Here is an 18,737-nt window from a genome sequence, read left to right as displayed (position 1 = left end):
GCGCCTGTTTTTGCCCGACCACCACGCAGTTTGTGTAAAAAGAGTGTGATCTCAATTGCAGAACCTGAGCATGTGATTTGCAGCAATTCCGAGTGAGTAATAAACATTAGCTAATAATATTAGTTGATGCACTTTACCATGAGGAACGATGAATGAAAGAGCAATGGAGCACAGAACAGGCGGCAACGTGGAGCAGGCAGCAGGGCTGGATTTGCGGATTTAACTATCTGCCGCGCACGGCGGTGAACTGGACGGAACTGTGGCAGCGCGACACCTTTGATGCGCCGACCATCGATCAGGAACTCGGCTGGGCGCACGACGCGGGCTATAACCAGCTGCGTATCAACCTGCCGTTTATCGTCTGGCAGGATGATCGCGAGGGTTTGCTGGCGCGCATTGATGAGTTTCTGGCGATTGCCGCCCGTCATCAGATCAAGGTGATGCTGACGCTGATGGACGATTGCGGATTCTCCGGCGACGAGCCGTTCCTCGGGCCGCAAAAAGCGCCGGAGCCGGGCAAACATAACAGTCAGGCGGCGGCCAGTCCGGGACGCGACGTGGTGTGTAACCGCGATATGTGGCCGGACGTGGAGCGTTATGTGCGTGATGTCATCCGACATTTCCGCACAGACGACCGCATCGCCATCTGGGATTTGTACAACGAGCCGGGTAACCGGGGCACGTTTGCCACCGGGCTGGAAGAAGTGTTGTACGACGAAAAGCTGGAGGTTTTCGCGCTGGAACTGATGCAAAGGGCGTTTGTCTGGGCGCGGGATGAAGATCCGCGCCAGCCGCTGACAGTCGGCGCATGGCATTTCTCGCAGGATCCCGATCAGCCGGAATCGGAGTTTTTCACCCATCCGATCGACGTCGAAGCGGCAAAGCTTTCCGACGTCATCAGTTTCCACGCCTACGTTGCCACGCCGAAACTGTTACAAGCGCTGCGTTTCTGGCAGAAATTTAACCGTCCGCTGCTCTGCACTGAATGGCTGGCACGCCACGTCGGCAGCGTGTTTGAGGAACAACTGCCGCTCTTCAGCGCCTTCAACTGCGGCTGTTATCAATGGGGGCTGGTGCGCGGGAAGACCCAGACCACGCTGCCGTGGCCGGTGGTGCGCAAAGGCAATCACGATTACGCCCATTTATGGTTCCACGACGTACTGGACGAATACGGCATTCCGTTCCGTCGTGCCGAAATGGATCTGGTCCGCCGTTTAACACGCATGAAATAACCCTTTCAACAGGCAGCACAGGGACGTGCGAGGCGATATAAAATGACTATTTCAATGAAAATCCCTTCCAGGGAGTTGTGGTCTTATTTTGGTTACGGGCTGGGGCAATGCTTCAGTTTTGGTTTAGTGGGTTCGTTTATTAACTATTTCTATACCGATGTGTTGGGCATATCTGCGCTGGCTGCCAGTACTATATTTCTGGTGGCCCGCGCGTGGGATGCCATACATGATCCGTTATTTGCCAGCGTAATGGACACCATTCAGACCCGTTTCGGGAAATTCCGCCATTTTATGTTGCTGGCACCGTTCCTGATTACGCTGGTGACGCTGGCGTCGTTTTATAATATTGATGCACCAACCGGCACCAAAATTCTGTATGCGGGCGCGACCTATATTCTGTGGGGCACGTTATACGCGATTTCTGATATTCCGTTCTGGTCGATGAGTTCGGTGATGAGTTCCGAGCCGAAAGAGCGGACCAAAGCCGTGACCGCCGCGGTGCTGGGCGTTAACGCCGGGATTGCCTGCGCCTCGATATTCTTCCCCCGTCTGACGGCGTATTTCGCGCCCGGTTCCAGCGACCACGGCTATTTTGGTGCCACGGTGGTGATGATGGTCATCGGTCTGCTGCTGATGCTCAACGGCTTCTGGCATATTAAAGAACGCGTGCCGCCAAGCACCGAAAAAGTCACCATGCGCGATACCTTCCATAACCTGAAAAATAACCGGCCGTTGTTCTTTGTCTTAGCCTCGTTCTTTTTCTGCGTGCTGCACAATATTGCCAACGGCATTTATATCTACTTCTTTATTTATAATATGGGCGACGGCGCGTTACAGGCTGCGATTGGCGTAATGGGGATCCTCGCGGCGATCGCCTGCCTGACGGCTCCGTTATTAACCCGCCGTTATAAAAAGAGAACGTTATTTATTGCCCTGTGCATTCTGGATATTGTGGTGCGCATTGTGTTGTGGTTCAGCGGTTATCACCATCTTGCCTGGCTGTTTATTCTGCTCGGTCTGAGCACGGTATTCGTGATGATGAGTAATCTGTTTACGTCGGCAATGATTGTCGACACCATCGAATACGCCGAATACAAAACCAATAAACGCTGCGCCGCCATTACCTTCTCCGGCCAGACGTTTACCGGCAAAATGTCAGTCGCCGTCGGCGGCGGGCTGGTAGGGATTTTCCTGACCGCGATCCACTATGTCCCGCAGGCCGCGCACCAGACTGAAAGCGTGATGAACGGTTTGTTCTTCGGCATCAGCCTGTTGCCCGCCATCGGTTCATTAATCCGCATCGGCTTTATGTGGTTCTTCGATTTTACCGAAGATAAACACGCCGACGTGCTGGCGATACTCGAGCAGCGCCGTAAATCTGGTGAAGTGTTCGAAGAGCCGCCGCAGGGCGAGGGTAGGCCGTTAGAAGTGTGAGGACGGCGTCAACGCCTTCGCAGGGGAGGGAGCTGATCGAGTTTTACTCGCCACCGTAAGTAGGTTTTTGCCCTGCACCTCCCCCTGCGAAGGGGGAGGACGGGAGGGGGTTTTAAGGGCTAACACCGGGTCAAAGTATGCTTCAACGTATTGATTTTTCATTAATACCCCACCCCAACCCTCCCCTTCGCAGGGGAGGGAGCAGCCTGAATTCTACTTTTCCTGCATCCTTATCTTCCATTCAATCACGGCCATTGTTTACTGATCAACATATCGGCTCGGTCAGATAAGCGCAGGTTGCACGCCAATTGCCTGACCGATCAGCATTTCACCTTTCGGCCATGGGCGGGAAAGGGCATTTGAAATGCGTGGAGGAACTCAGGCCAGCCGGGCGGGACACTGCTGCCAGCGTGGTGCCTGAAGTTGTTCATCTATGTTCGTGATGAATTTCCCAAAAAATTTAAGTTTTATCAAAAACGGGCGATAAAAGAGAAGTACCAGATGGGTGACTGACAAAACCTGTCAGTGAGTTATGGATAATCAGCACATCACCTCACTGTAGCTTTAGGATTAAACGATGGCGCCTCGCGTAAAGTGCCGCTCGGCGGAGCGGTTGGTTGATATATTAATGGAGCTGCACCTGCACGGCGTTGTTAAACGCAATGCGCTTATGGAGAAATTTTCAATCACTGAACGGACGGTCTATCGTGATTTGAATGCTCTGTCGCCTGTTATCGAGCACCGCGGCGAAGGTGAGTACCGGCTTTTATACGCTCTGCAATCGACACAAACGGATAATCTGCATCATTCGCTGGCAAAATTTTTGCAGGCAGACAGTTACTTCCCCGAACGTGGAAGTGATTTTTGGCAGTATCTCGATGCCCGTCTGAACGAAAAACATATCAGTATTCAGAATGCCAGCCCTGAACATACATTGAAAACCGATCTGCGCCGTCACTTCGCGACCATCGAAAAAGCCATCAGACAGCGTAATCTCTGCAAACTGACTTATAAAGGTAAAGAACGGGAACTCCACCCGTACCGGCTTATCAATCAGCACAACATCTGGTATTTACAGGCCACAGATAAAGGGAAGTTGAAGTCTTTTTCACTGAGTCAGATCGAATGGCTGGATATTAAAAAAGACACCTTTATTCCCGATATGACGGTGATGGCTTTACTGGAAAACAGTCAGGACCCCTGGATTAGCCGGGAAGGTTTTGACGTGAAACTGTATGTGAAAGGACGCCAGGCTCATTACTTCAAAAGGCGTGACTTATTGCCGGAGCAGCAACTGCTTGAGGATGACGGAAAAGGGGTTGTCGTGAGTTGTCGCGCCGCGCATGAAAATCAAATATTACCGCTGATACTTTTCTGGCTACCGGAGATTGAAATTCTTGAACCTTTCTGGCTCAGGGATGCGCTTTGTCGGTTATTAAAAGGCTACCTGTCTTCAGCTGAAAAATCGTTACTGCCCGCAGAGGCAAAATAATTTAAATAACAATGGAGATGTACTATGGCAATTCCTCTTATCATTTTAGGTGCCGCAGCAATAGCCACTGCCGTCGGTGGTAAAAAAGCATACAAAGGTTATCAGGATAAATCTGAAGCAAATGAAATCCTTGAGGGCGCTAAAAATCGCTATGACAGTCGCAAGAAAGCCTTCGACGCTGTCAATGATGACGCTTCCCGCAAACTTGAACGCCTCGGTAAAAAAGAATTAAAAATTGGTGAGGAATTTCGTGAGTTTGACACGATCGCTAAAGATTTATTGGCGAAAATGGAACAAGACGGCCATATCCAGTTGCGCCTGGAAATCCCACAGCACCGTTTGAACAAAATTGAGAAGCTGGCTATTTCGGCGACAGAATATCTTGGAACCGTGGTAGGTGCCGGAACGTCAGGTGCAGCAGCAGGATTCGCAGTTTACAGTGGTGTTGTGGCGTTTGCGGCGGCTTCCACCGGTACGCCGATTGCCGCACTCTCAGGTGCTGCAGCCTATAATGCCACGATGGCCGCCATTGGCGGAGGATCACTGGCGGCAGGCGGTTGGGGGATGGCCGGGGGAGCAATGGTGTTGGGCGGCGCGGTCGTGGCGCCGATCCTGATGATCGCGGGCTGGGCTTATGCGGCGCATGCGGAGAAAGCATTGGAAAATGCACAGGATGTTGCCCGTCAGGTGAGATCTGCCGTAGATAAAATGAATCTGGCTGAGTCGCATCTGAAAGTGGTGAATAAATATGTTGATTCGATCTATACCTCTTTGTCTCAGCTTCACACCCTTTTTGCGGGCTATTTCACCCCACTGAAAGAAATGCATCAGAAGATCCTCGAACGTCGTAAGAACAATATTCAGGATGCCATTGAAGATTCTGAAGAGTGTCTGCGTATGATTGAAAATGGTTACATGTTGGCGGCCATTATGACCGATATCATTACCACGCCGTTGTTTAAACCAGTGACCAATGAAAAAAATGAAGCTGTTATTGAGAACGGTGTTGTGCAATTACAGACTGATACCGATGGGATCAATGTGCTAAATAAACGCGCACTGGATAAAGCGCTGGCTAAATCAGAAGAAGATAGCGCGAAATATACCTTAAAAGCTTAAGGCTGACCGGGCCACTGTGCCCGGCTTTTTTTCAGAATGGCTATTGATAAAACAGGTGGCATTACCTTATGGCGACACAGGAAATAGATTGGGGAAAGGAACTGCATGAGACTGTGGTGAAAAGTCTCGCAACATCATTCGGTCTTGATTTTTTGCTGCTTAAAGATCAGGACGGCGGGGATGTCAATACAGTTCAAAATGTCCGAAAGGGAATTTACGCCACTGAAAAAGAACGCACACGGTATGAAAATCGTGAAGCCTACGATACTGATATCTACCATAAACACGCAAACTATAAAAAAAATAATGCCAGTGTCAGCACGCAGCGCAAAGCCGGAACATTAACGGACAGTTATACGGGCGAAACGCTAAAACCTAATGACAAAGTACATCTTGACCATATTATTTCCGCCAACGAAATTCATCATGATCCGGGCCGGATCCTGGCAGAACTGAACGGTGCCGATCTGGCAAACGATGACAGCAATCTGACGCCGACCGGTGCAACGCTGAATACCTCTAAAAAAGCGCTGCCGATGTCGGATTTCGTGAAAAAATTACAGCAGGAATATCAGGCTAATCAGCAGGAAATCGCGACCTTAAAAAGTCAGCCAGTGCTGACGGATAAACAGCAGAAGCGCCTGCAAAGTCTGGAAAATAAATCCAAAGCAGATTTTGAACGGATGCAGAAAGCCGATGAAAAAGCGCGTGCGCGTTACGAATCAGAAGTCAACCACAGCTATTACACCAGCAGCAAATTTGCCCTGAATGTCGCGAGTGCGTCAGTTTCAACCGGGCTGCGGATGGGAAGTCGTCAGATGCTGGGGCTTATCCTCGCTGAAGTCTGGTTTGAAGTTCATGAACGTATCCCTTCCATCTATGCCCGCCAGCGCAAACACTTTGATGCGAAAGAATTCCTGGGTGATATCGGTGAAACGTTGGTCGCCGCGTGGGAACGGATAAAAGCAAAATTTCGTGATTTTCTCACCGCCTTCAAAGACGGCGTCTTAGGTGGCGTGCTGTCGAGTATCACCACCACGTTGTTTAATATTGTTTTCACCACGAAAAAGATGCTGGTCAGACTGATCCGTGAGATGTGGAATAATCTGGTTCAGGCGTTCAAAATCATGGTGTTCAACCCGGACAATCTGCCGCCGGGCCAGCAGGCGAAAGCGGTGAGCCGCGTGATAGCGGCGGGAATTGCCGTCGTAACGGGTGTGCTGATTAACGAATATCTGGCGAGTGTGTTTCTGTTCCCGTTCGGTCCTGAACTTGCCGCATTTTGCAGCGCACTGGCGACGGGCATCCTCACACTGACCATGAATTATTTTCTGGAAAGCAGTGCACTGATGCAAAAGCTATGGGCATTCCTCGACAGATTCAAAGATAAGTTTCAGAAAGCGGTAGAATATTTCCAGAACGTGAATGCGGAGCTTGATCGTTATATTCTGGAATTAACCCGGATTGAGTTTGCCATGAATGCGGATGAACTTGCTGCATTTACCGGGCATTTAGTGTTGGTCAATGATGAAATTCACCGGGGATTGCTGCTGAAAGCGGAGGCAGATAAACGCAATATCAGCCTGCCTTTTGAAGCCGGAAATGCACAATCAACCCGAAGCTGGCTGAGTTCCTTATGAACCTGACGCCATCTTTCCCCTGTAATCAGTGCGGCGCCTGTTGCCGCCATGTTCATCGGGCAGAGGAAACGCGCTATCTCGATCGCGGTGACGGTGCCTGCCGTCACTACGATGATACCAGCCGGCAATGTAAGGTTTATGACCAGCGTCCGCTCATATGTCAGGTCGAGAAACAGTTTTTACTAAATTATCAGCAGCAATACAGCTGGCCTGAATTTATAGAACTTAACCAGATAGCCTGCCGCGTGCTTGAGACGTTGTAATCATCAGCAATCGCGCACGTAGGCTATCAGCCAGACAGATGCCCTGCACCTCCTCCTTCGCAGGGGAGGGAGCTGACCGAGTTTCACTCGCCACCGTAAGTGCTTTTTGCCCGGCGCCGTTACTGCTCCGGCACACTTCTTGCTTTACCCTCTGTACCTCTTCCCTGAACAGAATTCCTCTATGTCTCATTCGGCTCTCGGTTTTGTGCTGGCATCGAAAAAAAGTGAAATTGCCTGCCTGCAGCAGTTGCTGGAGACGGGCAGGCTGGTCGGCACGATCAGTCAGCTGATCCATGTGCTGCAACGTGAGCGGGGCACGGTGAACATCTTTTTGTGTTCGCACGGCAAACTCTGGGCTGACCAGTTGAATGAGCGGGCGTTGCAGGTGGAGAACGCGGAGCAAGCCGTGGGGCAGCAGCTGGCTGCACTGGATCTGAGCGGGCAGGGTGTGGCAAACGCGCCGCGCCTGTTCAGCCGCATCGCCGCTGTTCTGCACAGTCTCAGCACCCTGCCGTCACTGCGCGGTCAGGTTCAGGCACAGGCCATCAGCCAGCCGGACGCCATGCGGCAGTACAGCGAGGTGATCCGCAGCCATCTGGCGCTGGTGTTTGAAGCGGCGGATATCTCCGGTGATCCGTCCATTTCGCGGGCATTACTGGCGATGTTCAGCTTTATGCAGGGCAAGGAACTGGCCGGTCAGGAACGGGCGCTGGGTGCCGCAGGTTTTGCGGCCCGTCATTTCGACGAGGCCGCGCATCAGCAATTGCAGGATCTGATCGACAGTCAGGAGCGTTGTTTCCAGACGTTCAGCGGGTTCGCCGATCCACGTTGTCTGGCGCAGTGGCAACAGCAGGTGAACACGGACAGCAGTGAATTCGAACGTCTGCGGCGCATTGCCTGCACCCGTATGACACCGGCAGAGGACGCGCTGCGCTGGTTTGAGGTGACGACGGCGCGCATTGACGGCATGAAAACGGTGGAAGACAGTCTGGAAGAAAGCCTGATGGAATGCTGCCGTCAGCGGATCCGCGACGCGCAGAATGCCCTTGCGCGCCAGCAGCAGGATATCGGTGACATCCCGCCGCAGGAGTCGCACTACTCCGCGCTGATCCCCCCGCAGCTCAGCCGGTCCGTGCTGGAACTGGTCGAACAGCAGTCGCGCCAGTTACAGACGCTGGATGCCGAACTGACCGGACTGCGCGCCACGCTGGCCGGACAAAAACGGGTGGAACGCGCCAAGGGCCTGCTGATGCAGCATCACGGTCTGACCGAGCCGCAGGCGCACAAAACCCTGCGCGATATGGCGATGAAGCAGAATAAAAAGCTCTCCGAGATTGCAGAGGCGATGCTCGCGGTGGCGGAAGTATTGGGGAAAAAGAATCCCTAATCCCTAAGGAGTAGCTGCACTGACGATGTGCCATCACGATGTGCAGGACGTGCTGTTGCGGTGCAGAAAAGCAGCAATGCCGTGACGGCGTGCCGCTAACCGGCTGATTTTATTGTGTGGCAACAAGTTGGCATACAAGCTGCATTGTTATACGACATAAGCACTAAACCAATGGCGGTTTAGTCAGGATTACGGATAAAGGCGTCCGTTAGCGTTCAGGAAACTGAGCGCTAACTGGACGCTTTTTTTTTGCTCATTTTTCAACTTTACAGGAAGCCGCAATGACGCAAGACAACACTACGCCGGGGCGATTCTCCCGCCGCCGTTTTATCGCGGCCAGCGCGGCGCTGGGCGGCAGCATGATGATGCCCGGTTTTATGAACAGCGTATGGGCGGCCGGCTCCGATGCACCGGAGAAAAAAGAGATCCGCGTCGGCTTTATTCCGCTGACCGACTGCGCCTCCGTGGTGATGGCGGCGGTGAAAAAGTTTGATGAGAAATACGGCATCAAAATCATCCCGAGCAAGGAATCAAGCTGGGCGTCAGTGCGCGACAAACTGGTGTCCGGCGAGCTTGATGCCGCGCATGTCCTTTACGGCCTGGTCTACGGCTTACAGCTTGGCGTTTCCGGCCCGCAGCACGACATGGCGATGCTGATGGCGCTCAACAATAACGGGCAGGCGATCACCCTTTCAAATCAGCTGAAACAGGCCGGTGTCACCGGCGCGGCCTCGCTGAAAAAAGCAGTCGATGCCAGTGCGAAAGGCACGTACACCTTTGCCCAGACTTTCCCCACCGGCACCCACGCCATGTGGCTCTATTACTGGCTGGCGAACGCCGGGATCCATCCGTTTAACGATGTCCGCAATGTGGTCGTGCCGCCGCCGCAAATGGTGGTGAACATGAAAATCGGCAACATGAGCGGCTATTGCGTCGGCGAACCGTGGAACCAGCGCGCCATTCAGGATGATATCGGTTTCACCGCCGTGACCTCGCAGGAAATCTGGCCGGATCATCCGGAAAAAATTCTCGGCACCACTCAGGCCTGGGTGACGGCGAATCCCAACGCCGCCCGCGCCCTGACGGCGGCGGTGCTGGACGCTTCGCGCTGGATCGACACCTCAGACGCCAACCGTATCGAGACCGCGCAGGTGATATCGGCACGCGCCTACATCAATACGCCGGTGGAAACTCTTCAGGGACGGATGCTCGGCGATTACCAAAACGGGCTGGGGAAAACCTGGAAAGACGCCCACAGCATGCGCTTTTTCAACGACGGCGCGGTCAACTACCCCTATCTCTCCGACGGCATGTGGTTCCTGACCCAGCACAAACGCTGGGGACTGCTGGATAAGGATCCGGACTATCTGGCCGTCGCCAGAAAAATTAACCGCATTGACGTCTACAAACAGGCCGCCACGGCGGTGGGTGGGATCAGCCTGCCGTCCGGCGAGATGCGCAGCAGCACGCTCATCGACGGGAAAGTCTGGGACGGCAGCCAGCCTGCTGAATATGCCAACAGTTTTGCCATGAAACGCTAAGTGAGGTCGCCAATGTCTGTTCACTCCACATCCAAAATTGTCGTACTGGCAGAGCCGGTCAGCGCGCAGATCGTGCCGCTGACCCCCGCGCCGCCGGTCGTTAGCGTGAAAGCGCCTGTCACCGGCCGCGTACATGGCGTGCTGCGCCGGTGGCTGCAACAGGTCATTCCGGCCCTGCTGGGCGTCATTGTGCTGATTGCGCTGTGGCAGGTTGCCGCGCTCAGCAGCAAAGGTTTTCCGACACCGCTGAAAACCTGGGACGCCGCCAAAGTGATTTTCGCCGATCCGTTTTACATCGCGGGACCAAACGACATGGGGATCGGCTGGAACGTACTGGCCTCGCTGCAACGTGTGGCGACCGGGTTCGGACTGGCGGCGCTGGTGGGCATTCCCGCCGGTTTCCTGATCGGACGTTTCCGCTTTATCGCCCGCATGCTCAACCCGGTGATTTCGTTGCTGCGCCCGGTCAGCCCGCTGGCGTGGCTGCCGATTGGTCTGCTGCTGTTTCAGCGTGCTGAACCGGCCTCGGCATGGACCATTTTTATCTGCTCCATCTGGCCGATGATCCTTAACACCGCAGAAGGCGTGATGCGTATTCCGCAGGATTATCTCAACGTCGCGCGGGTGCTGAAACTCAGTGAATTCACCGTGATGCGCAAGATCCTGTTTCCTGCCGTGTTGCCTTACATCCTGACCGGTGTGCGCCTGTCGATCGGCATCGCGTGGCTGGTGATCGTCGCCGCCGAAATGCTCACCGGCGGCGTCGGCATCGGTTTCTGGATCTGGAACGAATGGAACAACCTCAATGTGGAAAACATCATTATCGCCATCCTGCTGATTGGCGTGGTGGGCATGGCGCTGGAACAGGGGCTGATGGCCATTGCCCGCCGCTTCAGCTACGACAACGTCAGGAGCCTGAGATGAAAAATGACAAAGCCATTATCCGCGTGCAAAACGTCAGCCAGCAATTTCCGACCGCAAAAGGCACGTTTCTGGCGCTCGACAACGTCAGCTTTGATATTGCGCAGGGCGAAACGGTCAGCCTGATCGGGCATTCCGGCTGCGGGAAATCCACCTTGCTGAACCTGATTGCCGGGCTGAGTCGCCCGACGGCAGGGGTGTTGCTGTGTGATAACCAGGAGATTACCGGTCCGGGGCCGGAGCGCGGTGTGGTGTTTCAGAACCATTCCCTGCTGCCCTGGCTGACCACGACGGAGAACGTCGCGCTGGCGGTGAATCAGGTATTCAAAGGAGTGATGAGTAAAAGTGAAATGCGCGAGTGGATCGCGCACAACCTCGAGCTGGTTCATATGGGGCACGCCGCCGACAAGCGCCCGGCTGAGATTTCCGGCGGCATGAAACAGCGGGTGGGGATTGCCCGCGCACTGGCGATGAAACCCAAAGTGCTGCTGATGGATGAACCTTTCGGTGCGCTCGATGCCCTGACCCGCGCGCATTTGCAGGATGCGGTGATGGAGATCCAGTCGCGTCTGAACACCACCATTTTGCTGATCACCCACGACGTGGATGAAGCGGTGCTGCTGTCGGATCGCGTGATGATGATGACCAACGGCCCGGCGGCGAAAGTCGGCGAGGTATTACAGGTGGAACTGGAACGTCCGCGTTCGCGGCTGGCACTGGCAAACGATCCGATGTTCCACCGTTACCGCCAGCAGGTGTTGCAGTTTCTGTATGAAAAACACCGGTCAGTGGCCTGATTCAGCGGGCAGGATAAGCGCAATGGAAAAACCCACGTTGATAGTGATCGGCAACGGCATGGCGGGCGCGCGACTGGTGGAACGGTTGTGCGAACAGGCAGCGGACCGGTTCCGCATCCTGATGATCGGCGATGAAGCACAGCCTGCGTATAACCGCATCCTGCTGACGCCGGTGCTTGCCGGTGAAAAGCACTTTGATGACATCGTGACCCATGATGCGTCGTGGTATCAACGTCACAGTGTCACGTTTATGGCCGGTGCGGCGGCGACGGAGATTGACCGCAAGGCCCGCAGGGTGCGGGCGGGCGGGCAGTGGTTGGCGTACGACCATCTGGTGCTCGCCACCGGTTCCCGGCCTTTTATGCCGCCTTTGCCGGGCGCGACACTGCGCGGCATTTACGGTTTTCGTGCTCAGCAGGATGTGGAAAACATCCTCGACGGGCATTACGCCGGACAACCGGCGGTGGTGATTGGCGGCGGGGTGCTGGGGGTGGAAGCCGCCGCCGCCCTGGCACAGCGCGGTATGCAGGTCAGCCTGCTGCACCGTGGCGGGTATCTGATGGACAGTCACCTCGATGAACACGCCGCCGGGCTGCTGCATGACAGCCTGACGGCGCGGGGGATTGAGGTGATTTTGCAGGCACAAACGCTGGCGTATGCCGGGGATGCACGGGGCAATGTGCAGGCGGTCAGGCTCCGCGACGGGCGGGACATTCCGGCGCAGCGCGTGGTGGTAGCGGCGGGTGTCCGGCCTGATATCGCGCTGGCACAGGCCGCCGGACTGGCCTGCGATCGCGGCATTCTGGTCAGCGACACGCTGCACACTTCCGACCCGGCCATTTCCGCGATTGGCGAATGTTGTCAGCAGGGGGAGCTGACGGCCGGGCTGGTGGCACCGTGCTGGCAACAGGCCGATGCGCTGGCGGCCCGTCTGGCGGGCGGGCAAAAGGTGTCATCAGTGATCCCGCCGCTGCCGCTGCGCCTGAAAGTGACCGGCCTGGCGTTGTTCTGCGCCGGTGAATTGCATGCCGGTGACGGGGCGCAAATCCATACCGTCTCAGACCCGATCGACGGCCATTACCGCCGCCTGATCCTGCGCGATAACCGCCTCACCGGCGTGTTGCTGTGGGGCGATATCAGTGACGGACCGCAATACGTTTCACGACTCAGCCATCCCTGCGTGCAGCAGGCTCAACTCAGTGTTTTCAGTCCCGGTGACGTCCCGGCTACGTCCGGTCTCACGGCCATCACTTCAGAACAGTTACCCGTTGAGGTGACGAGGAGCAATGCAATGTCGAAACCCGTTTTAGTCATGGCCGGACACGGCATGGTCGGTCACCATTTCCTGCAACAGCTGGTGGAGCGGGAACTGCATCTGCAATATCAGGTGATCGTGTTTGCGGAAGAAACGTCACCGGCTTACGACCGCGTACATTTATCAGAGTTTTTCTCCGGCCGCAGCGCGGAATCGCTGTCGGTGGTGGAGGACGACTTCTTTGAATCGACCGGTATCGAGCTGCGCCTGGGGCATTGCATCGGCCATATTGATACCCGCCACCGTTTTGTGGTCGATCATCAGGGGCGACAGACCCCTTACGATCTGCTGGTGCTGGCGACTGGCTCTTATCCGTTTGTGCCGCCCATTCCGGGCAACGACGCGCCGGGTTGTCTGGTGTACCGCACGCTCGACGACCTTGCGGCGATCCGCGACTGCGCAGCGGAAGGCAAAACCGGCGTGGTGGTCGGTGGCGGGCTGCTGGGGCTGGAAGCGGCAAACGCGCTGAAACATCTCGGGCTGCACACGCATGTGGTGGAATTCGCGCCCCGGCTGATGGGGGTTCAGCTCGATGAAGGCGGGGCGGCGATGCTGCGCCGCAAGATTGAAGCGCTGGACGTGCAGGTTCATACCGGCAAGGAAACCCGCGCCATCGTGGCGGGGGAAGCCAGCCGCTATCGCATGGAGTTTGCCGACGGCGGTCATCTGGAAACCGATCTGGTGCTGTTCTCCGCCGGGATCCGTCCGCGTGATCAGCTGGCAAAAGCGTGCGGGCTGGACGTCGGGCCGCGCGGCGGCATCGTGATTAACGATCAGTGCCGAACCTCGGATCCGGCCATTTTTGCCATCGGTGAATGTGCGTTATGGAACGGGCAGATTTTCGGTCTGGTGGCGCCCGGCTATCAGATGGCGCGCACGCTGGCGGATACGCTTTCCGGCAGCGAGGTGGCGTTTAAAGGGGCGGACATGAGCACCAAACTGAAGCTGCTGGGCGTGGACGTCGCGTCAGTCGGCGACGCGCATGGCCGCACGCCGGGCAGTCAGAGTTACAGCTGGGTGGATGGACCGGCGGAAGTGTACAAAAAAATCGTGGTCTCCCAGGACGGTAAACGTCTGCTCGGTGCGGTGCTGGTCGGCGACAGCAACGAGTACAGCACGCTGTTACAGATGATGCTTAACGACATGCCGCTGCCCGCCAGACCGGAAAGCCTGATCCTGCCTGCCGGGGCAGGCGCAGCGCCACAAAGTCTCGGCGTGGCGGCACTGCCGGATGGTGCACAAATCTGTTCCTGCCATAACGTCAGCAAATCCGCTATCTGTGACGCGGTGAAAGGCGGCTGTGGCGACATGGCGGCAGTCAAAGCCTGCACCAAAGCCGCCACCGGCTGCGGCGGCTGTGCGGCGCTGACCAAACAGGTGATGGAATTCGCGCTGAGTGAAATGGGCGTCGAGGTGAAAAAAGACGTCTGCGAGCATTTTGCGTACTCCCGTCAGGAGATGTACCACCTGGTGCGCATGGGCAAACTCCGCAGTTTTGCCGAACTGATTCAGAAACACGGGCGCGGCAGCGGCTGTGAAATCTGCAAACCGCTGGCCGGATCGATTCTGGCGTCCTGCTGGAATGACTACCTGCTCACACCGCAGCATTTGCCGTTGCAGGACACCAACGATCGTTACTTTGCCAATATTCAGAAAGACGGCACCTATTCCGTGGTGCCGCGTGTCCCGGCAGGTGAAATCACGCCGGACGGCCTGATTGCCATCGGTCAGGTCGCCAAACGCTATAACCTCTACACCAAAATCACCGGCGGTCAGCGGGTGGATTTGTTCGGCGCGCGCCTCGAACAACTGCCTGAAATCTGGCAGCAACTGGTGGAAGCCGGTTTCGAAACCGGCCATGCCTACGGCAAATCGCTGCGCACGGTGAAATCCTGCGTCGGCTCGAACTGGTGCCGCTACGGCGTGCAGGATTCCACCTCGCTGGCGCTGCAACTGGAGCACCGCTACAAGGGACTGCGTTCACCGCACAAAATCAAAATGGCGGTGTCCGGTTGCACCCGCGAATGTGCCGAAGCGCAGAGCAAAGACGTTGGCGTGATTGCCACTGAAAAGGGCTGGAATTTATATGTCTGCGGCAACGGCGGCATGAAACCGCGTCATGCGGATTTGCTGGCGCAGGACATGAGCACCGGCGATCTGATCCGCACCGTGGACCGCTTCCTGATGTTTTACATCCGTACCGCCGACCGTCTGCAACGCACCAGCACCTGGATGGATAATCTCGAAGGGGGCATGGAATATCTGCGACAGGTGGTGCTGGAAGACAGCCTGCATATCGGCGCGGAACTGGAAAGCGAGATGAACGCGGTGGTCGGCACTTATCAGTGCGAATGGCAAACCACGCTGGCCGATCCTGACCGGCTGGCGCTGTTCCGTCCGTTCGTTAACAGCACCGCGCCGGATGAGGCGGTGGTGATGGTCACCGAGCGTCAGCAGGTGCGTCCGGCGCGTGCGCATGAACGGGCGGCACGGGAGGGGATCACGGTCAGTGAGCCGGTGATGGCGGTGCAGGGCTGGGTGGCGTTGTGCGATCTGACTGCGATCCCGGCCAATGCCGGTATGGCGGCACGGCTGGCGCACCGGCAGATTGCGCTGTTCCATTTACCGGATCATCCGCAACAGGTCTTTGCCCTGAGCAACCGCGAGCCGGACAGCGATGCCAACGTGCTGGCACGGGGACTGGTGGGGGATGTGCAGGGCGAACCGGTGGTGATTTCGCCGCTGTATAAACAGCGTTTCCGCCTGCGGGACGGGCGCAACGTGGATGACGCGCAGTCCGCGCTGCACGTCTGGCCGGTGAAAGTGGAAAATGGCCGCGTCTGGGTGCAGGAACAGCCGGTGCAGACCGCCGCTGAAATTGCCGCGACGGTCAGCGTATGAAGACACCTTCCGTTACCGTTCCGGCACTGACCACCTGCGCCTATTGCGGCGTGGGGTGTGGCGTCAGCATGCGGCCAGAGGGAGACGATTTTTGTGCAGAGGGCGATCCGAACCACCCGGCGAACCACGGGCGGCTGTGCGTGAAAGGCAGCGCGCTCGGCGAAACGCTGGGACTGGCCGGACGGCTGTTACAGCCGGAAATCAACGGTCAGCCGGTGAGCTGGATGCAGGCGCTGGATACGGTAGCGCAACGCCTGCAGGCGGTGATCCGCGAACACGGGCCGCAGGCGGTGGCGTTTTACGGCTCCGGCCAGTTGCTGACCGAAGATTATTACGTCGCCAATAAGCTGATGAAGGGCTTTATCGGCGCAGGAAATATGGATACCAATTCGCGGCTGTGCATGGCCTCCGCCGTGGCAGCCTACAAACGCGCCTTCGGGGCCGACGCCGTGCCGTGCAGTTATCAGGATCTGGAACAGGCGGACTGCGTGATATTAACCGGTTCGAATACCGCCTGGGCGCATCCGGTGGTGTATCAGCGGCTGGTGCAGGCTAAACAGGCGCGTCCTGAAATGCGTATCGTGGTAATTGACCCGCGTCAGACTGCAACCTGTGATATCGCGGATTTGCATCTGGCCCTGCGTCCCGGCAGCGATGCGGCACTGTTCTGCGGCGCGCTCAATGCGCTGGCTGAGAGCGGAAATCTTGACCGCGATTTCCTGCACCATCACACGCAGGGCGCGGAAGAGACGTTGCAGGCAGCGCGGGACTGGACGGTGGCGCGTACCGCCGCGTTCTGCGAATTGCCCGCTGAACAGTTGCTGGCGTTTTACCAGATGATTGCAGGCTGTACGCGGCTGGTGACGCTGTATTCCATGGGCATTAACCAGTCCAGCTCCGGCGTTGATAAATGCAATGCCATCATCAATCTGCATCTGGCGACCGGCAATATCGGGCGCGAAGGCTGCGGACCCTTTTCCATCACCGGCCAGCCAAACGCCATGGGCGGGCGGGAAGTTGGCGGGCTGGCGAATCAGCTGGCGTCACACATGGGCTTTACAGCGGAAGATATCGGGCGCGTCGGCCGCTTCTGGAAGAGTGACAACGTCACTCAATCCGCCGGGCTGAACGCCGTGGATCTGTTCCGTGCGGTGGAAGACGGCCGGATAAAAGCGGTATGGATCATGGGCACCAATCCGCTGGTCTCGCTGCCGGATGCGGACCGGGTACGCGCCGGACTGGCCCGCTGTCCGCTGGTGATTGTCTCCGACATCATGCGCGACACCGATACCACCCGCGCCGCGCATATCTGTTTACCCGCGCTGGGCTGGGGCGAAAAAAATGGCACGGTCACCAACTCGGAACGCTGCATCTCGCGTCAGCGGGCGTTTCTGCCCGCACCAGGAGAGGCGAAAGCGGACTGGTGGATCCTCAGTCAGGTGGCGCAGCGGCTGGGGTTCGGTCAGGCTTTTGCCTGGCAGCATCCGGCGGAGATTTTCCGTGAACATGCGGCGCTTTCCGGTTTTGAAAATCACGGCGCGCGGGCGTTTGATATCAGCGGGCTGGCGACGCTGTCGGATGAAGAATGGGACAACCTGCGTCCCGTGCAGTGGCCGGTGAACGCGGCGCATCCGCAAGGCACCGCGCGGTTATTTACCGATAACACTTTCTTTCACCCTGACGGCAGGGCGCGGCTGGTGGCGATCACGCCACGGCTGCCCGTCAGCCCGACGTCGGCGGCCTGGCCGCTGATCATGAATACCGGCAGGGTGCGCGACCAGTGGCATACCATGACCCGCACCGGGAAATCGGCGCGGCTGATGCAGCACATCAGCGAACCCTTCTGTCAGTTTCATCCCGACGATGCGCCGGACATTCAGGCCGGTGATCTGCTGCGCGTGGCCTCGTCGCATGGCTGGCTGCTGCTGCGTGCGCAACCGGACAACCTGCAACCGCGCGGCAGCGTGTTTGTGCCGATGCACTGGAACAGCCGGTTCAGCCAGCAGGCGCGGGTGGATGCGCTGATTGCGGCGCATGTGGATCCGATCTCAGGGCAGCCGGAAAGCAAGCATATGCCGGTCAGTCTGCGGCGCTGGCAGGCCGCGTGGCAGGCTGAACTGTTTATCCGTGGCGAAGACCGCGAGCCGCCGGTGACCGCTTACCGGAGCCTGATCACCCAGCCGGGCATCACGCATTTCACGCTGGCCGATTCGTCACTGCCCGCCGACTGGATGGCGTGGCTGGACGAGTCTTACGCCACGAACCAGATGGTCTGCCAGACCGCCCGGACGGGCGACGACGGTTTCAGTCTGCTGGCCTGGGCAGACGGCGCATTGCAACTGGCGTTTTATGCCCGCCGCACACCGCCGTCACCTGACCGGCAGGCGGTGGTGGCTGCCTTTACCACACCGCCGCACACCGCGTCGCAACGTCTGGCGCTTTTGGCCGGTCGCACCGCCCGCGATACCCCACCGGCAGGTGCGATGATTTGCAGCTGCTTTTCGGTCGGTGAAATCCGCATCGTGCAGGCGGTACAACAGGGCTGCCACAACGTGCAGCAGCTTGGCGAAACACTCAAATGCGGCACAAATTGCGGCTCATGCATTCCTGAACTCAAAAACATCATAGCCCGTCAGCGTGTCACGCAAACGGAAGGAGACAGCCAGTGAATATTCCCGAAACATTCTTACAGGTG

The 18,737-nt window shown here is 57.0% G+C and carries 12 protein-coding genes and 1 pseudogene; 12 read left to right on the top strand and 1 reads right to left on the bottom strand.

What is annotated here, in order from left to right; genetic code table 11:
* Positions 1-152 precede the first annotated feature (152 nt).
* Together EDF78_RS23910 and EDF78_RS23905 are read left to right on the top strand one after the other, a co-directional pair.
* Positions 153-1,232, top strand: a complete 1,080-nt coding sequence (locus tag EDF78_RS23910; RefSeq protein WP_095922155.1) for a cellulase family glycosylhydrolase — start codon at positions 153-155, stop codon at positions 1,230-1,232.
* A gap of 42 nt (positions 1,233-1,274) precedes the next feature.
* A complete protein-coding gene (locus tag EDF78_RS23905) occupies positions 1,275-2,666 on the top strand; it encodes an MFS transporter (RefSeq protein WP_095922154.1) in 1,392 nt (463 codons plus the stop codon).
* A 282-nt stretch (positions 2,667-2,948) separates the two neighbouring features.
* Here the strand turns inward: EDF78_RS23905 and EDF78_RS23900 are convergent.
* Positions 2,949-3,075, bottom strand: a pseudogene (locus EDF78_RS23900) (helix-turn-helix domain-containing protein).
* A gap of 168 nt (positions 3,076-3,243) precedes the next feature.
* Here EDF78_RS23900 and EDF78_RS23895 point away from each other — a divergent pair.
* The 10 genes from EDF78_RS23895 (at position 3,244) to EDF78_RS23850 (ending at position 18,711) form a co-directional block, all read left to right on the top strand.
* Entirely contained in the window at positions 3,244-4,158 is a 915-nt protein-coding gene (locus tag EDF78_RS23895; protein WP_133824046.1) for a WYL domain-containing protein, read from the top strand.
* A 24-nt stretch (positions 4,159-4,182) separates the two neighbouring features.
* The gene (locus tag EDF78_RS23890; protein ID WP_133824045.1) at positions 4,183-5,277 is read left to right on the top strand and encodes a chemotaxis protein; all 1,095 of its coding nucleotides are present in this window, start codon (positions 4,183-4,185) and stop codon (positions 5,275-5,277) included.
* A 68-nt stretch (positions 5,278-5,345) separates the two neighbouring features.
* Positions 5,346-6,917, top strand: a complete 1,572-nt coding sequence (locus EDF78_RS23885; protein WP_133824044.1) for a cobalamin adenosyltransferase — start codon at positions 5,346-5,348, stop codon at positions 6,915-6,917.
* A complete protein-coding gene (locus EDF78_RS23880) occupies positions 6,914-7,180 on the top strand; it encodes a YkgJ family cysteine cluster protein (RefSeq protein WP_095922149.1) in 267 nt (88 codons plus the stop codon). The genes EDF78_RS23885 and EDF78_RS23880 overlap by 4 nt, the downstream gene beginning before the upstream one ends.
* Before the next feature lie 181 nt (positions 7,181-7,361).
* The gene (locus tag EDF78_RS23875) at positions 7,362-8,567 is read left to right on the top strand and encodes a nitrate regulatory protein (protein ID WP_133824043.1); all 1,206 of its coding nucleotides are present in this window, start codon (positions 7,362-7,364) and stop codon (positions 8,565-8,567) included.
* 281 nt (positions 8,568-8,848) lie between these two features.
* Entirely contained in the window at positions 8,849-10,108 is a 1,260-nt protein-coding gene (locus tag EDF78_RS23870; protein WP_133824042.1) for a CmpA/NrtA family ABC transporter substrate-binding protein, read from the top strand.
* A gap of 12 nt (positions 10,109-10,120) precedes the next feature.
* Positions 10,121-11,032 carry a nitrate ABC transporter permease gene (gene ntrB / locus EDF78_RS23865; protein WP_133824041.1) on the top strand — a complete coding sequence of 304 codons (912 nt, stop codon included), beginning with the start codon at positions 10,121-10,123 and terminating at the stop codon, positions 11,030-11,032.
* Entirely contained in the window at positions 11,029-11,826 is a 798-nt protein-coding gene (locus EDF78_RS23860; RefSeq protein WP_095922145.1) for an ABC transporter ATP-binding protein, read from the top strand. Before ntrB ends, EDF78_RS23860 begins: the two co-directional genes overlap by 4 nt.
* Before the next feature lie 22 nt (positions 11,827-11,848).
* Positions 11,849-16,042 carry a nitrite reductase large subunit NirB gene (gene nirB, locus EDF78_RS23855; protein WP_133824040.1) on the top strand — a complete coding sequence of 1,398 codons (4,194 nt, stop codon included), beginning with the start codon at positions 11,849-11,851 and terminating at the stop codon, positions 16,040-16,042.
* Complete coding sequence (locus tag EDF78_RS23850; RefSeq protein WP_133824039.1) at positions 16,039-18,711, top strand: nitrate reductase; 2,673 nt, start codon at positions 16,039-16,041, stop codon at positions 18,709-18,711. The genes nirB and EDF78_RS23850 overlap by 4 nt, the downstream gene beginning before the upstream one ends.
* The last annotated feature ends 26 nt before the right edge of the window (positions 18,712-18,737 follow it).

Source organism: Rahnella sp. BIGb0236 (assembly GCF_004364755.1).
GTDB classification, from domain to species: domain Bacteria; phylum Pseudomonadota; class Gammaproteobacteria; order Enterobacterales; family Enterobacteriaceae; genus Rahnella; species Rahnella victoriana.
This window is presented reverse-complemented; position numbering and strand designations above follow the sequence as displayed.

Excerpts from the sequence above, each read along its gene's own strand:
- EDF78_RS23910 (WP_095922155.1), top strand. The coding sequence starts at position 153 with ATGAAAGAGCAATGGAGCACAGAACAGGCGGCAACGTGGAGCAGGCAG.
- EDF78_RS23870 (WP_133824042.1), top strand. The coding sequence starts at position 8,849 with ATGACGCAAGACAACACTACGCCGGGGCGATTCTCCCGCCGCCGTTTT.
- EDF78_RS23890 (WP_133824045.1), top strand. The coding sequence starts at position 4,183 with ATGGCAATTCCTCTTATCATTTTAGGTGCCGCAGCAATAGCCACTGCC.
- EDF78_RS23880 (WP_095922149.1), top strand. The coding sequence starts at position 6,914 with ATGAACCTGACGCCATCTTTCCCCTGTAATCAGTGCGGCGCCTGTTGC.
- EDF78_RS23895 (WP_133824046.1), top strand. The coding sequence starts at position 3,244 with ATGGCGCCTCGCGTAAAGTGCCGCTCGGCGGAGCGGTTGGTTGATATA.
- EDF78_RS23875 (WP_133824043.1), top strand. The coding sequence starts at position 7,362 with ATGTCTCATTCGGCTCTCGGTTTTGTGCTGGCATCGAAAAAAAGTGAA.
- EDF78_RS23885 (WP_133824044.1), top strand. The coding sequence starts at position 5,346 with ATGGCGACACAGGAAATAGATTGGGGAAAGGAACTGCATGAGACTGTG.
- EDF78_RS23850 (WP_133824039.1), top strand. The coding sequence starts at position 16,039 with ATGAAGACACCTTCCGTTACCGTTCCGGCACTGACCACCTGCGCCTAT.
- nirB (WP_133824040.1), top strand. The coding sequence starts at position 11,849 with ATGGAAAAACCCACGTTGATAGTGATCGGCAACGGCATGGCGGGCGCG.
- ntrB (WP_133824041.1), top strand. The coding sequence starts at position 10,121 with ATGTCTGTTCACTCCACATCCAAAATTGTCGTACTGGCAGAGCCGGTC.
- EDF78_RS23905 (WP_095922154.1), top strand. The coding sequence starts at position 1,275 with ATGACTATTTCAATGAAAATCCCTTCCAGGGAGTTGTGGTCTTATTTT.
- EDF78_RS23860 (WP_095922145.1), top strand. The coding sequence starts at position 11,029 with ATGAAAAATGACAAAGCCATTATCCGCGTGCAAAACGTCAGCCAGCAA.